Raw genomic sequence first — 13,969 nt, 5'->3', positions numbered from 1 at the left:
TTACTCCTTGTTTTGGGGATCCGGCAGCTGCCAGAAATCGAAAAAGTTAAACCAATCGAGCGGCGACTGCAGGGCATAGTGCTCAAGACGCTGTGCGTAGCGGTCAATTGCCTGCTGTAAGGCCTCCTGACGCGTAGCGCGCGCAAGGAGCAGGGGATCGGCAAACGGCTCGCAGTGAATATGCAGCTTCTCTGCCTGGCGCAGTGCGAACAGTAAAACCACCGGGCAGCGCAGAATCGAGGCGAGAATAAACGGCCCCTGCGGGAAGGGGGCGGGCTGGTCCATAAAGCGGCTCCAGCAAACGCGCCACTCGCCGCCGCGCTGCGGATTGACCGCAATGCGATCGCCGACGATGGCAATCCATTCGCCGCGATCCAGCTTCTCTTTGAGTAAGATTGCCGTCTCCGGGCCGATGTCGGTGACCGGCATCAGGTTGATGCCCGCCTGCGGCGCCATTTCTTGCATAATCTGTTTGAAGCGCTGAGCGTTTTCGCTGAACACCAGCGCGTTGATGGTTTTGCTGCCCTGGCGCTGCGCCAGCGCACGGCAGACTTCAACATCGCCGAGATGTGAGGCCAGCAGCAGCTTGCCGCGCGTGTCATCGGCGTGGAGCGCCGCTTCTGCTCCCGGAGAAAAGACCACATCACGGCCGAGCTGCAGTTCGCCGCGCCAGCCGGCGATTTTATCGAGCATTGCGTTGCCAAAGCGCAGAAAGTGCTGATAGCTCGTCAGGTTGGCCGGTACCGGCATCTGGCGGGCGGTGAGCCGGGAGCGCACCCGGGCTACCCAGTTTTGCGAAGCGCGCCGCGCCTGTGTTGCCGTCAGCCAATAAACGCCAACCACCGGATACAGCAGCAGGGTAAATGCCCGCCGACCGAGGCATCGCCATACCCACAGCATCAGACGCATCCCCCACAGTCCTTTCACTTCTTGCTGCCGCGCCCAGTGCGGCGACGCGCGGCGAAACAGCAGCGTCGGAATGCGCGGCAGCATGCCGAAGAACAGCCGCGTGTGCATACGGGAAATCCGCAGGTTGTCTTTGAGCGCATCAAAGTGCGACAGCCCATCCAGCGGATAGGTGACGCGGGTGGGGACGAAATAGCTGGTGTTGCCCTGCCAGTACAGACGGACCATCACTTCGGTATCGAAATCCATCCGTTTGCCGAGCGTTGCGCGCTCGGCGAGCTGGAGAGTGGGGGCCACCGGATAGACGCGAAAGCCGCACATGCTGTCTTTGAGCTGCAGCGAAAGCGTTTCAATCCACACCCAGACGTGGGTGACCCAACGGCCGTAGAGGCGCGAACGGGGAATGGATTCATCGTAAATGGGCTGACCGGAAATCAGCGCCGTCGGGTGCTCCTCGGCAAGCGCCAGCAGTTTGGGAATATCTTCAATGGCGTGCTGGCCATCGGCGTCGACCTGCACGGCATGGCTATAGCCTACGGCCGCGGCGGCTTCAAGCCCGCGGATCACCGCGGCACCTTTGCCGGCGTTCTCGTCCAGGCGTATCAACGTCAGGCCTTCAGTCTGCGCTGCCAGTCGGGTGAGCGTCTCTCGCGTGGCGGCATCGCTGCCATCGTCGACCACGATACAGGGCAGAGCAAACGATCGCAGGCGCGCCAACACGCCCGGCATCATCGCGCCGTGGTTATAGCAGGGGATCAGCACACAGGGAGAGAACGTCAGCGGCATAGGCGGATTTTCCCGCTGCTGGCCGTATGGCGGGCTTCGCCGTCGTGGCGCTGGTAGCTGAACGTGAGCGTCTGGCGCGTTTCCTGCCACTCCATGCTTAGCGTGACGTGCGTCATCGGCAGCAGCGGAGCCTGAAACTTCACGTTCGGCATGCTGTGAAAACGCCAGCCGGGGGCCAGTAAGGTGGTGGCATAGTGCATCACCCAGTCCAGCTGTGCGACGCCGGGCAACAGAGGCTGCACGGCAAAATGACCCTTGAACCAGAAAAGATCGGGGTCAAGAGACAGCACTACGTCGAGCCGATGCGGCTGTGCCTGGCGGCGCTCAATTTCACGGGGTTTCATGAAATAACTCCTGTAATTGCGCATAGACACGCTTATTCATACTGTTGACGGGCATCTGCTCGATCACCCGCCAGTAGCGCGGCACGGCGACCGGTTCCAGCCACTGCCGCAGCGCGTGTCGCCACGCCTGTTCCAGGGCCTTGCCGTCGCGCGCCTGCCAGCGTTGACGCACGGCGTCATCCAGCACCAGCAGCACGCCCACGCTCTGGCGCCCGCCGCGAATGATAGGCAGTGCGGCCGCTTCTCGGATGCCTTCCAGCGACAGCAGCCGGCGCTCAACTTCGCTGAGCGAAACGCGCTTTTCTTCTATTTTGACGACCCGGCCGCGACGGCCCGCGAGATGGAATCGACCGTCGGCATCGAAGCGCAGAATGTCGTCGAGCAGCAGACCGTGAGCGTCGGCGATCAGCGGTGAAAAAACGCGCAACGCGTCGTTTTCAGGCACAAATCGGACGCCGGGGAAGGGCAGCCAGCTCACGTTATCCTGCTGGCGGGAACGCCAGGCGAGAACGCCGGTCTCGGTGCTGCCGTAGATTTCATCCGGCCAGATTCTGAGCCATTCGGCGGCGTGGCTAACATCCTGCCACGGCAGCAGGCCGCCCGCCGAAACCAGCGCCGCCAGCGGAGGCGCGGCGAGCCGGGAATCAAGCCGCTTTAAAAAGGCCGGGCTGCTGATAAAGGTGTAGCGATACTGCGGGTCGAGCGCTGCCAGCTGTTCGGCGTAATAGAGCATCGCGGCGTGCAGCGGCAGGCCCAGCGCCATCGGCAGGAAGATACGAAACGTCAGGCCGTACAAATGCTGCGGCACCACGGACGCCACCACCCGGCTGTCGGCCAGGCGATCGGCAAAGCGTGCAGCCAGCAGCATGGCCTCGCGATCGAGGCTGGCGATCGATTTATTGATGCGTTTGGGTTGCCCGGTCGAACCGGAGGTGAACAGGGTTACGTGCGCGTCGTGGCGCAGCGCGGGCAGGGAAAGCGCGTCGAGGCTTACGGTCATCGCCGAGTGCACGACCTGCTGTGGCCCATGCCAGTCCAGCGGCCGGTCGCTGAGGACACCGTCGAAAAATGCACGTTGTTCATCCAGCAGCGACACGCGGTTATGCCCTGGTATCACCGGCGTTTTTCCCGCGTGCAGCGTGGCCAGCAGCGCCACGATAAACAAATAGCTGTTTTCAAAGCACAGCGCCCAGCGTTCACCTTCCAGCCGCTGCAGGTCGGCCATCAGCCGCGCGACATCCGCCCGCAGGTGGCCGAGCGTCCAGGTGTGGTGGTCCAGCCAGGCAATAGGGGTATGCGCAGGACGTGAGGCCGTGAGCCATTGCGTCAGCGTCAGGGTCTGCTTCATTGTGAATCTCGTTTAATCATCCGCCGGCGCACCAGCCATTCCGCGCTCATCAGCAGCCCCATTAACAGGTAGGCAATCATGCCGTTCCATGCGGTCCACAGCGACATATCGCCGTGCAGGGCGGTAAACAGCGCCACGCTGCCGTTGATGATGAAAAAGGCGCACCAGATTTGCGTGACTCTGCGGGTGTAGCGCACGCCAGACTCGGGAAGCGCGGGTTCCTGCAGGCGCGCCAGACGCTCGACGATCGGCATCGCCGACCACAGAGAACCGCCGAATACCGCCAGCATGACCGCATTCACCACTACCGGATAGAACAGCAGCATCTGGTGGGTCTTAAGCAGGTAGCTGGCAAGGCACAGGGCGATGCCCGCCGCCGCCACAACCTGCGTGACCACGCGTAGCGGTCCCGCCTGTTGCCGGGTCTGGCGCAAGCGTAAAAACAGCAGCAGCGCCATCAGCGGCAGCAGCCAGTGCAGGCCGTTATGCGCCAGACCAAAGCCAATAACAAAAGGCCAGGCCAGCAGCAATAAACCTGTCAGCAGCGGGACGACGGGCAGCGAGCGAAGGCTCGGCATCGTGAATCAGGCTTCTTTCAGCAGACGTTCTACCGCGTCAACCACATCCTGCACGGTACGTACCGCTTTGAACTCTTCCGGTTTGATCTTCTTGCCGGTTTTCTTTTGCAGGTGAACGATCATGTCAACCGCATCGATGCTGTCCAGCTCGAGATCTTCGTACAGGCGCGCTTGCGGCTGAATATCCTGCGGGTCCACTTCAAACAGCTTAACCAGCAGGGCAGAGACTTCGTCGTAAATGGCTTGTTGTTCTGTCATGACGAGCGATCCTCAGGCACGTTGCGCGTGAATGAAAGAGGCCAGCGTGGCAACGGAGAAGAAGTGCTGACGCATCTCTTCGCTTTCCGCTGAAAGCACCACGCCGTACTGATTTTTGACCGCCAGGCCCAGTTCCAGGGCATCAATGGAGTCCAGTCCCAGACCGTCGCCAAACAGCGCCGCGTCGGTATCAATATCGTCTGCGGATAGCTCATCCAGATTTAAGGTATTGATGATGAGATTTTTAATTTCAAGATGAAGCGCTTGCATCATTAAGTCCTATGCCATTCGTAGAATTTGTTTGTAATTTAAGTAAAAGATGCCGGTTTAGCTGCCGTGCCGCCAGCGCCGGTTCTTGTGAATTCGCGTTGTAAAACTGATTGAGCGGCACCCGTTCGCCGACCGCGATGGTGAACACGGGCTTGGTCGGCGGCGCGTCGTACCATTTGCTCTGTTTGCCCAGCATGTGCTCGGTGCAGCGGATAACCACAACGCGCAGGTCGCTGCCGCAGCGTACCGCGATATTGGCCGCCCCGCGCTGAAGCGTCATTTTCTCGCCGGGAACGCTGCGCGTGCCTTCCGGAAAAATCAGAATGGTGTCGCCCTGCTGCAGCCGCTGTCGACTGGCCGGCAGCAGCGCGTCGGCCTGATCGTTAATCAGATAATCGGCGGCACGGATAACGCCGCTGACGAACGGATTATGCAGCAGCGCGCTTTTTACCAGACAGTCGGTCTCGGGCATGATAGAGGCCAGCATCACGTAGTCAATCAGACTGGGATGGTTCGCCACCACCAGACAGCCGCGCTCCTGGCGCAGCCTGTCGGCCCCGGTGATTTGGTAATCCAGTACGCCGACGGTTCTGACCACCGTCAGGAAAAGACGGAAACTGGCGGAGATGCTGCGCCGCGCCAGGCGACGGCGACGCGCTTTGTTGCGCACGACAATCAGCAGCAGGTTGAACCAGATAAGCGACAGCATTAGCCCGCCAAGGCCGAACAGCGCGAAACACACGCCGGTCATTGCCGCGCGCCACAGGCGGTTGAGGCGTGAAAATAGCGTGCTCATGATCGGCTCCAGCGCCACTGCGCGCGTTCGCCGGGAACGGTGAACGTGGCGGCATCCTGGAGATAATGCTGTAAAAACAGCAGGCTTTGCGGCAATGCGCTTTCATCCTGCGGCGCAGCGGGCAGCGTTTCGCATTGCCATGCGTCGCCCGCCTCCAGCACCAGCCCGACGGCAAAAGGCCAGGTGGGCATCGTCGGCGGCAGGCGGTCATGATAAAAGGCCGGCAAAAAGCCATCGAAATCGACCATTAAGATGCGCTGGTAGCCGGCCTGTAACAGGCCTATGACCTCACACAGTCCCTGCTGGAAGGTGTCTCTTCCCGCCGACAGCGACGACGAGACCAGCGGCTTTTTGGCGGCGATGGTCAAATTACCGACCGACGAGTTGTGTACGGAAAGGGCGAAATCGGTGGGCGAGAGCGGCTGCTCGGTGGCCAGCGCCTGAAGAATGCGGAAGTTGCGCTCCAGCTCGCCGTGACGGCTGGTGAACAGCGCGGCATCGATATCCTGTTTGCGCAGTAAAGACAGGCCGCAGTCGACCGCCAGCTTGCTGCCGGAGCTGAGGCGTCGCGCGGTCATCATTGGCAGTTCGCTGGGTTTAGCGAGCGGCGCAGCAGGATCGATGGCATACGGCTGCTGCGCCCATTGCCGCCACTGTTCTGCGTCATTGATGCCCGGCGCGCTGGCCTGCCAGTCAATTATGTTTAATGCAAATTTCATCCACTCGCGCCTAAATCAATGAGTCCATCGGCATTTTTTGAATGCCCAACGCTAAATTATGTTGCCTTAGAATGATTTCTTATGACAAATCAGTAGGGTATGACCAATACCCAGGTTGTCGTGGCGTTCATCTACCTGGAAACCTGCGCGGTCCAGATAGTGATAAAACTTCTCTACGCTATAAAACCGGCTGTTACCGTTCGCCATGCAGGTAAAGTACAGCGAGGTAGCATTCAGGCTAAAGGCCGCCGCTTCAAATTTCTGCGCGTCCCAGAACAGTTCCATAATGCACAGCTTCGCGCCGGGCTTCATTGCGCGGGCGACGTTAGCCAGCAGAGCAATAATCTGTTCGGGCGAAAAGCAGTCAAGAAACTGGCTCATCCACCAGATATCAGCCTCACCGGGCAGCGGGGCAGCGCTTAACATATCCACCGGGTGAAAATTAACCCGATGCGTGAGGCCCGCATTAGCAATATTCGCGCGCGCCAGCGTAATTTGCGACGGCAGATCTAATATCGTTACCGTAATATTGTCATTGTATTGGCAACAATGCAGCGCCCATTTACCGGTATTTCCACCGACATCATACAATATCGTTGGATTGCTGGCGAAAATGCGCGGAAGCGCCGCCGTGAAGGCTTCATCCGAGTAATAATGATCGAAGGCAAACCAGCTCGCGCGCGCCGATTCCGGCAGCTGAGAAAGCGCGGGATAAATTGTCGGCCAATCGCCAAAAACTTTCAACCCCGAAGGCTTACCTTCTTTTAGCGCCTGTTCCAGAAAAAATAACCCTTGATAGCAAACATCCTGCGTGAAATCCATATTGACGTTAGTCATCTTGTCATGCAGCAGGAAATGGCCGATTTTGGTTAAACAATACGCATCGTTTTGCGCGGTAACGATGCGCCCACTCAGCCCCATATCCAGAAGAATACTAATAGCATATTCATTGAGAGGACATTGCGCCGCAATATCTGACAACGTGGCGCCATTTTTACCCTGTTTATCTAAATAAGCGAGAATACCGGTATTGCGAAGGCTGAGCGCCGTCTGAAATAGCATCGGAGCAAACGCAATTTTCTGGGCTTCCGTTATCGCTTCCAGTGCGCTGAGTGAGTCCTGTTCATACATTGTTTTAGGGTCTATACAGAGGGTAAAAGAACCTAATCCCGCAGGTGGCGGGATTAGGCGGCGATAATTTATTGCAGAGCAGCGCTGGCCAGATTGACCTGGATATCTTTGTCGAGGTTTCTCACCCAGCGATTGTAATTCTTGTGAATTTTTCCATCGGAAGCTTTCAGGTTGAAGCTGCTATCGTAAACAATTGAATAGCCCGTTGCGGAGTATTTGATGTTTGCCGTTGCAGAGTGGTCGCGGGCTTTCTGAGTGGCCTTAATCACGCCTGGTGCCGCTTCCGTCATGATCCAATCACGCTGGATGCCCGCCTTTAAGATGGCGTTTTTTACCTGTTCGGCGCTGTGGCCTGCCGATACGACGGTGTTAATTTGTTCAATTGGCGCCGTGCGCGCGCAGCCTGCCAGAATGCTAATGAAGGCGAAAACGGCGAACCATTTAGCTATTTTATTCATGCTGATTTCCTATCAAATATCACTGTTTATTTTGTTATATGCCAGAAGAGATTGATCGCGATGAAGCCAGAAACAATAAATTCCAGCAAGATATAACATTGTTTGCGTATTGAGTAAAACCCATGTGCGGGCAGCTGATTTATATTTTTGATGATTGTCAAAAAATGCTTCAGTGTATTTAGCCTGTACACGATATACGTTAATTTAAAAAGGTATTATCGGCAGATTGATTCATTTTGTTAATTTTTTTTAAAAGTCGACATATTAGACTGGTTTAATCTTTTATATCTATCACTCCATCGTTTTTTGACGCCGCAGGGAGAATTTTTATCTAAAAAACGGGGTGTTGTATAGCTATTAATTATGATGGGCGTCAGCCGCGGGGTATTAACCCTCATCTGCCGTCGCCGCGGCCGGGGGAGCAAAGGGGCATTCTTCGGGGGAAACGTTTATGGCTCTGCTGACAGCGGATTAAGAAACGTGATCGGTACCGCTAACCCGACGGGATGCGGTTTTTGTCCTGTTTAATGTCATCTCTGTCCGTTGCGCCAGAACGGCATCCAGCATTTGATGAGGCTTCGGATTTTCCGACCGCAACTGCCTGGAGGATAAGAAGAGATGACCCATCAAATTACCCTGCGTTTTGAGGATGGCGCAACGCAAACTCTGCCGTGCCGCGCCGGTGAGTCCGTCGCTGACGCCGCGGTGCGCAATAGAATTAGCATTCCGCTCGACTGCCGTGACGGCGTCTGTGGCACCTGCAAAGCGACCTGTGTATCCGGCGACTACCAGCACGGCGACTACGTTGACGACGCGTTATCGGCCGAAGAAGCCCGCGCGGGGCGAGTGCTGACCTGCCAGATGCGCCCGCAGAGCGATTGCGTCGTGGAGATTGCCGCGGCTTCGCAGGCTGCCGGCGTAGCGACCTATCACGGGCGCATCACCGCCAGCAGGATGCTGTCGCCAACCACGTTAACGTTCTCCGTTGCGCTCGACGATCGTCATGCGCTGAGCTTCCTGCCCGGGCAATACGTCAACGTGCAGGTGCCCGGTAGCGACCAGACACGCGCGTATTCGTTTAGCTCCGGTCCCTCAGACCCTGAAGCGTCGTTTGTCGTGCGCAATGTCCCGCAGGGTCTGATGTCCGAATGGCTGCGTGAACGGGCCCGCGTGGGGGATGCGATAAGCTTTCGTGGGCCGATGGGCAGTTTCTACCTGCGTCCGCTTGAGCGCCCGGTGCTCTTTCTGGCAGGGGGAACCGGGCTGGCCCCGTTCCTGTCGATGCTGGCAAAACTGGCGGATGATGGCGCTGCGTCAATGCCGATACACCTGATTTTTGGCGTGACCCGCGATGAAGATCGGGTGGCGATTGATGTACTGGATGCGTACACGCGGCGCCTGCCGAACTTCAGCTACCGCTGTACCGTGGCCGATCCGCAAAGCAGCCATCCGCATAAGGGCTACGTCACCGCGCATATTGATGCCCGGCAGCTTCACGGTGGCGATGTCGATGTGTATCTCTGCGGCCCGCCGCCAATGGTCGATGCGGTACGCAGCTATCTCGATCGCGAGGGGCTGACGCCGCGTCATTTCTACTACGAGAAGTTCGCCGGTGCAGTCGCCGCGCCAGTGGCGGCAGATGATGAGCCGCCGATCGCGTCTGCGGACGTCGACGATGCCTTTGACCTGCGGCTGGCGCTGGAGCTCGGTGCGGTACAGCTGACCATGGGGCGGCTGAGCGGCGAGCAGCTCACCACCTTCCGCCGTTTGGCCGATGCGACGGCCGAATTTGTCTCCGGGCGGCGCTTCCTGGACGTGGCGGGCTACGTTGCGGCTAACCAGGCCTTCCACCGGTTCTTGATTGAAGCGACCCGTAATGCGCAGCTTATCGCGCTGTATGCCGAGCTGGCGGTGCAGGACTATATCGACCGCGCGTTAACCGCAGGCGTCGAGATTGTTGGCGACATTGTGCAGCAGCATCGGGATTTAGTTTCCGCCTTCGAATTCGGTGATTTAAATGCCGCTCGCGACGTGCTGGCCCAGCACGCCCAGCATTCACGCACCACCATGAATCGGTCGCTGGCGTTGAAAAACGTGCCCTGCGCCGTATTGCCGCCTGCGGCTACACCTCTGCCAGCGTCAGATGCGCCGCGCTGTCCATTTCATGAGCCGGCGCCGCCGCTGCCGCCATACTCAGACGAGCTGGCCTGGCCGCCGGGGCTCGAGCCTTTTAAAGTGGTGGACGACGGCGCACAGGGCGACCCGTATGCACACTACAACTGGATGCGCGAACACGCGCCAGTGCTGCGCTGCCGCTCCGCGACTTCTGACGTCTGGTTTATCTCGCGCTATGACGATGTTTATCAGGCAATCCGCAACCCGAAACTGTTTTCCTCTGAGGTGGTAAGCCCTCCGCCGCTGACGTTCCTCACGCTGTTTGACGCCCCTGGGCATACCCGGCTGCGTAAAGTGGCGCAGCCGTCGTTTATGCCACTGGCCCTGGAGCCGTTTATCCCTGAAATAGAACGTCGTGCCGAGGCGCTAATCGACGGAATGCTTGCCCGTGGCGGCGGCGATGTGGTGGAGGATTTTGCCATTCCGCTGAGTATCGCCACCATTTCGGCGATGATCGATGTGCCGAACGAAGACGAAGAAAAGATGAAGTTCTGGTCTGATGAAACCTTCAGCTACTTCGGGCGTCTGGCGCGCAATGCCCCCGGAACCGGTACCGATGAACAAAGCGCAATGGCCTTCTTCGCCTACCTGAAGGCGGCGATGGAGCGGCTGTATCTCAGCAATAGCCCGTCCATTGGCGGTCATATCGCGCGAATGTGGAAAGCCGGGGAGCTGTCGGAAAAAGAGGCCAAAGAGCTGTGCGCCTTCGTTTTCATCGCCGGGCACGACACCACCACCATCCTGGTGGCCAATGCTTTTCGCATGTTTGCCGAACAGCCGCAGCTGGTGGCGCGCATTCGCGACAATATGGATGACGCCGAACTGTTTGTGGAGGAGGTGGCGCGCTACCGTGGCACCGTACAGCGGGTAAGCCGTATCACCACTGAAGCCACGACGGTGGCGGGGGTCGAGATCCCGAAAGGCGCGGTGATACGCCTGCTGCTGTCGGCGGCGAACCGCGATAGCCGTAAGTTTGCCGATGGCGAAACCTTCAATATCGATCGCGATACGCAAGGCCATCTTGGCTTCGGCAACGGTGCCCACAAGTGCCTTGGCCAGCCGCTGGCGAAGCTCGAAACCCTGATTGCCACGAAGCTGGTGGCGCGTAAGGTCAGCGAGATTCGTCTCGATCCTGCGCGCCCCATCGAGTATGTGCGCGGTAACAATTTGACCAACTCTGGCCCGGCGCACCTGTTTGTGCAGATGCGCGCAAAGGCGGACTAAGCGGAGTGTGACAGGCGGCCCTGTTCCCGAAGGCGGTATTCGGTGGGCCGTAGTCCGGTTTGCTTGCGGAAGAAGCGGCCAAAGTAGGCTTCGTCGCGAAAGCCCAGCTCGCGGGCTATCTGTTTAACGCTGAGGCTGGAGTACATCAGCAGCCGCTGGGCTTCGTGAACGGCGCGGCGGTCAATGGCTTCAATGGCTGAAATGCCGAACGCCTCGCGGCAGATTCGGGTGAGCTGCCCGGCGGAGATACCCATGGCCTCGGCGTAGCGGGCGACCGGCTGACGGCTACGGCAACGCGCATCGAGCAGCAGGCGGAAACGTTCAATTCGCGCGACCAGGGCCGCACGCGCGGGGTTACCCGTCAGCCGCGCCTTCTCGCTCAGGCGGGCAATTTGTACAAACAGCGCAAGGGTGAGCGCCAGCCCGGCGGTGTACTGCCAGCGTTCCGGATGCGCCGCCTCGCGGCCGATGCCTTCGAAAAGCGCCGCCAGGGGTTCGCCGCGGCGGCTGTAGGGATCGACCGTCAGCACCGCGGGTGTACGCACAAAATCCAGCAGTTCGGGCGCGGCGGTCATCGCGACCGATTCAATAGCCGACTGCGCGGTGGTCACTACGTGGCCGTCGATGTCGGCATCAAAGTGAAAACCGTGTACCGAGCGGGCCGGAATAACCACCAGGCACGGCGCTTCCAGCCGCCAGCGCTGGCCATCTATCGACGTCTCACCGCCGCCGCGCGTGATGTACAGCGTTTGGATGAGCGCATCGTGAAAGTGCGGCTCAATTTCGAAGCCAAAGCGGCTGGCGCGCGATGGAATGCGCTCATGGTGCACGCTGTCCACCGGGGCATGGCCGGGCTGCGCGCCGTACAACGCGTAGTTGGGCAGGTGGCGACGGGCGCTGGCGTTAGCGGGCATGGTGCGGGTTTTGTCCGGTTGTCATGGGTGACTCCAACGATGAGATGACCTGTTATTCGGCGGTAAAACGGACCCGGGCGCAAGCGCTGAATATTCATCTTGTGATGTGGCGAGGGTCGGCTCAGCGGCGCTTCTCTATGGCAGCACGGGCGTAAAAGTTGCGCCAGCACACACTTCCTGGCAATTGTCGAAAAGTGCAGGTTTTGGCGTGAAAGTGCCCTTCTTTTTCCCGGTAGGGCTGTGAAAAATGCACATGTAACTTTTTTGCAACATCAATGGAACGATCGGAATCCTTCATCTGCGAGGTACCCTATGGCTGTAGAACTTCCTGCTCGTGAGTGCGATGTGCTGGTGATTGGCAGCGGCGTCGGCGGGCTGTCCGCGGCGGTGACCGCTGGCCTGAACGGGCTGAGCGTTCAGGTTATCGAAAAAGACGCGGTTTTTGGCGGCACCACCGCGTTTTCGGGCGGCGTGCTGTGGATCCCTGACAACCATCTGGCGCGTCAGCAGGGCATCGATGACAGTCAGGCCGCGGCGCGTACCTATTTGCAGGGGGAGGCGGGCGACAGCTTCCGCCCGGAGGTCGTCGACGCTTTCCTGAAAAACGGGCCGGAAATGCTGCGTTTTTTTGAAGAGCATACCCGCTTTCGCTGCAACCTGTATCAATATCCCGACTATCATCCCGACGCGCCCGGCGGCGTTATGCGCGGTCGTTCGGTGGTACCGGAGGCATTTGATATCCGCGAGCTCGGTGACGCGATGCCGCGCCTGCGCAAGCCGCTGCGGACCATCACCTTTATGGGAATGATGTTCAGCTCGTCCAATAACGATCTCAAGCACTTCTTTAACGCGACCCGTTCGCTGAAGTCGTTTACCTACGTCGTGAAACGCCTGAGCCGCCACCTGCTGGAGGTGGCGCGCTACGGGCGCGGTATTACCGCTAACGGCGGCAACGCGGTCGTCGCCCGGCTGGCCTGTTCGGCACGGGATCTTGGCATCCCTATTCACACCGGCGTGGCGGCAAAAGATCTGATTGTCGAGCAGGGCGCGGTGCGCGGCGTTGTGGTTGAACGCGGCGGTGAACGAATCACCCTGTACGCCCGCCGTGGCGTGGTGCTGGCTTCCGGCGGCTTTGCCCGCGACGAGGCGAGGCTGAAAAAACTGTACCCGCACGTACAGCGCGGCGGTGTTCAGCTGTCGCCGACGCCGCCGGGCGTCGATACCGGCGACGGCATTGCGATGGCCGAACGAATCGGCGCCCGCTTTGATGACAGCTACCCAAACGGTGCGGCGTGGATCCCCGCGTCGAAGGTGCAAATTGGTCGCCAGTCGTATGTCTTCCCGCATCTGGTCGACCGCTACAAGCCCGGTTTTATCATGCTAAACCGTCACGGCGTGCGCTTTTGTAATGAGGCGGATTCCTACCACGACGTCGGGATCGCCATGATAGACACCTGCCGTGACGATACGGAAACCTTCGCCTGGCAGATCTGCGACCGCCGGGCGCTGCGCAAATACGGTATGGGCTTTGCCAAACCGGCGCCGATACCCGTCTCGCTGTACCTGAAAAACGGCTATCTGCTCGAAGGTAAAACGCTGCACCAGCTGGCGCAAAAAATGGGCGTGCCGCCTCAGGCGCTGGAACGCACCGTCAGCGATTACAACGCCGCCGCGCGGCAGGGGCGGGATCCGCAGTTTGGCCGTGGTGAATCGGCCTACAACCGCTATCTCGGCGACAGTCACCATCAGCCTAACCCTTGCGTGGCGCCGATAGAACAGGGGCCCTTTTATGCGGTGAAGCTGTATATGGGCGATCTCGGCACCTTCCACGGCCTGAAAACCGACGCCGAAGCGCGAGTGCTGGACAACCAGGGGCGGGTGATACCGGGCCTCTATGCGGCCGGCAATGAAATGGCGAGCATCATGGGCGGCAGCTATCCCGGCGCGGGGATCACGATTGGCCCCGCGGCGACCTTTGGCTACATCGCCGCCCGCAGTATGGCGGCACGCGGTGAAACGGCGGTACAGCCTGCACAAGCCGCCTCATGAATCAGGAGAACAT

General features: G+C 59.2%; 13 protein-coding genes and 1 pseudogene. 3 read left to right on the top strand and 11 right to left on the bottom strand.

Annotation, left to right across the window (positions count from 1 at the left end):
- The 10 genes from V6942_RS01685 to V6942_RS01640 form a co-directional block, all read right to left on the bottom strand.
- Positions 1 to 1,692 (bottom strand): glycosyltransferase family 2 protein, encoded by a 1,692-nt coding sequence (locus tag V6942_RS01685; protein WP_333500736.1) that lies wholly within the window; start codon positions 1,690 to 1,692, stop codon positions 1 to 3.
- Positions 1,683 to 2,036, bottom strand: a complete 354-nt coding sequence (locus tag V6942_RS01680) for a hydroxymyristoyl-ACP dehydratase (protein WP_333500735.1) — start codon at positions 2,034 to 2,036, stop codon at positions 1,683 to 1,685. Before V6942_RS01680 ends, V6942_RS01685 begins: the two co-directional genes overlap by 10 nt.
- The gene (locus V6942_RS01675; protein ID WP_333500734.1) at positions 2,023 to 3,384 is read right to left on the bottom strand and encodes an AMP-binding protein; all 1,362 of its coding nucleotides are present in this window, start codon (positions 3,382 to 3,384) and stop codon (positions 2,023 to 2,025) included. Before V6942_RS01675 ends, V6942_RS01680 begins: the two co-directional genes overlap by 14 nt.
- Entirely contained in the window at positions 3,381 to 3,962 is a 582-nt protein-coding gene (locus V6942_RS01670) for a hypothetical protein (RefSeq protein WP_182965681.1), read from the bottom strand. The genes V6942_RS01675 and V6942_RS01670 overlap by 4 nt, the downstream gene beginning before the upstream one ends.
- A 6-nt stretch (positions 3,963 to 3,968) precedes the next feature.
- Entirely contained in the window at positions 3,969 to 4,220 is a 252-nt protein-coding gene (locus V6942_RS01665) for an acyl carrier protein (protein ID WP_106928667.1), read from the bottom strand.
- 12 nt (positions 4,221 to 4,232) lie between these two features.
- Positions 4,233 to 4,490: a phosphopantetheine-binding protein gene (locus V6942_RS01660; RefSeq protein ID WP_106928853.1), complete on the bottom strand. Its 258-nt coding sequence runs from the start codon at positions 4,488 to 4,490 to the stop codon at positions 4,233 to 4,235.
- A complete protein-coding gene (locus tag V6942_RS01655; RefSeq protein ID WP_106928665.1) occupies positions 4,471 to 5,286 on the bottom strand; it encodes a lysophospholipid acyltransferase family protein in 816 nt (271 codons plus the stop codon). The genes V6942_RS01660 and V6942_RS01655 overlap by 20 nt, the downstream gene beginning before the upstream one ends.
- Complete coding sequence (locus V6942_RS01650) at positions 5,283 to 6,005, bottom strand: beta-ketoacyl synthase chain length factor (protein ID WP_106928663.1); 723 nt, start codon at positions 6,003 to 6,005, stop codon at positions 5,283 to 5,285. The genes V6942_RS01655 and V6942_RS01650 overlap by 4 nt, the downstream gene beginning before the upstream one ends.
- A 66-nt stretch (positions 6,006 to 6,071) precedes the next feature.
- A complete protein-coding gene (locus tag V6942_RS01645; protein ID WP_182965677.1) occupies positions 6,072 to 7,136 on the bottom strand; it encodes a class I SAM-dependent methyltransferase in 1,065 nt (354 codons plus the stop codon).
- A 68-nt stretch (positions 7,137 to 7,204) separates the two neighbouring features.
- Positions 7,205 to 7,594 carry a hypothetical protein gene (locus V6942_RS01640; RefSeq protein ID WP_182929142.1) on the bottom strand — a complete coding sequence of 130 codons (390 nt, stop codon included), beginning with the start codon at positions 7,592 to 7,594 and terminating at the stop codon, positions 7,205 to 7,207.
- 618 nt (positions 7,595 to 8,212) lie between these two features.
- On the opposite strand from V6942_RS01640, the pseudogene benC reads away from it, so the two are divergent.
- A pseudogene (gene benC / locus V6942_RS01635) lies at positions 8,213 to 9,220 on the top strand (benzoate 1,2-dioxygenase electron transfer component BenC); the annotation flags it as partial.
- A 3-nt stretch (positions 9,221 to 9,223) separates the two neighbouring features.
- The gene (locus tag V6942_RS01630) at positions 9,224 to 10,993 is read left to right on the top strand and encodes a cytochrome P450 (protein WP_227673980.1); all 1,770 of its coding nucleotides are present in this window, start codon (positions 9,224 to 9,226) and stop codon (positions 10,991 to 10,993) included.
- Here V6942_RS01630 and V6942_RS01625 read toward each other — a convergent pair.
- Entirely contained in the window at positions 10,990 to 11,907 is a 918-nt protein-coding gene (locus V6942_RS01625; protein ID WP_106926128.1) for a helix-turn-helix domain-containing protein, read from the bottom strand. The two genes, V6942_RS01630 and V6942_RS01625, sit on opposite strands and share 4 nt — an antisense overlap.
- A gap of 312 nt (positions 11,908 to 12,219) precedes the next feature.
- Between V6942_RS01625 and V6942_RS01620 the strand changes: the two genes are divergently transcribed.
- Positions 12,220 to 13,956: an FAD-dependent oxidoreductase gene (locus V6942_RS01620; RefSeq protein ID WP_182934698.1), complete on the top strand. Its 1,737-nt coding sequence runs from the start codon at positions 12,220 to 12,222 to the stop codon at positions 13,954 to 13,956.
- The last annotated feature ends 13 nt before the right edge of the window (positions 13,957 to 13,969 follow it).

Source organism: Kluyvera genomosp. 2, assembly GCF_036759865.1.
Taxonomy (GTDB): Bacteria; Pseudomonadota; Gammaproteobacteria; order Enterobacterales; family Enterobacteriaceae; genus Kluyvera; species Kluyvera ascorbata_B.
Note: the sequence above shows the minus strand (reverse complement) of the source record. Positions and strands in the feature narration are given on the sequence as shown.

Excerpts from the sequence above, each read along its gene's own strand:
- V6942_RS01655 (WP_106928665.1), bottom strand. The coding sequence starts at position 5,286 with ATGAGCACGCTATTTTCACGCCTCAACCGCCTGTGGCGCGCGGCAATG.
- V6942_RS01620 (WP_182934698.1), top strand. The coding sequence starts at position 12,220 with ATGGCTGTAGAACTTCCTGCTCGTGAGTGCGATGTGCTGGTGATTGGC.
- V6942_RS01665 (WP_106928667.1), bottom strand. The coding sequence starts at position 4,220 with ATGACAGAACAACAAGCCATTTACGACGAAGTCTCTGCCCTGCTGGTT.
- V6942_RS01645 (WP_182965677.1), bottom strand. The coding sequence starts at position 7,136 with ATGTATGAACAGGACTCACTCAGCGCACTGGAAGCGATAACGGAAGCC.
- V6942_RS01650 (WP_106928663.1), bottom strand. The coding sequence starts at position 6,005 with ATGAAATTTGCATTAAACATAATTGACTGGCAGGCCAGCGCGCCGGGC.
- V6942_RS01625 (WP_106926128.1), bottom strand. The coding sequence starts at position 11,907 with ATGCCCGCTAACGCCAGCGCCCGTCGCCACCTGCCCAACTACGCGTTG.
- V6942_RS01670 (WP_182965681.1), bottom strand. The coding sequence starts at position 3,962 with ATGCCGAGCCTTCGCTCGCTGCCCGTCGTCCCGCTGCTGACAGGTTTA.
- V6942_RS01680 (WP_333500735.1), bottom strand. The coding sequence starts at position 2,036 with ATGAAACCCCGTGAAATTGAGCGCCGCCAGGCACAGCCGCATCGGCTC.
- V6942_RS01640 (WP_182929142.1), bottom strand. The coding sequence starts at position 7,594 with ATGAATAAAATAGCTAAATGGTTCGCCGTTTTCGCCTTCATTAGCATT.
- V6942_RS01660 (WP_106928853.1), bottom strand. The coding sequence starts at position 4,490 with ATGCAAGCGCTTCATCTTGAAATTAAAAATCTCATCATCAATACCTTA.
- V6942_RS01685 (WP_333500736.1), bottom strand. The coding sequence starts at position 1,692 with ATGCCGCTGACGTTCTCTCCCTGTGTGCTGATCCCCTGCTATAACCAC.
- V6942_RS01675 (WP_333500734.1), bottom strand. The coding sequence starts at position 3,384 with ATGAAGCAGACCCTGACGCTGACGCAATGGCTCACGGCCTCACGTCCT.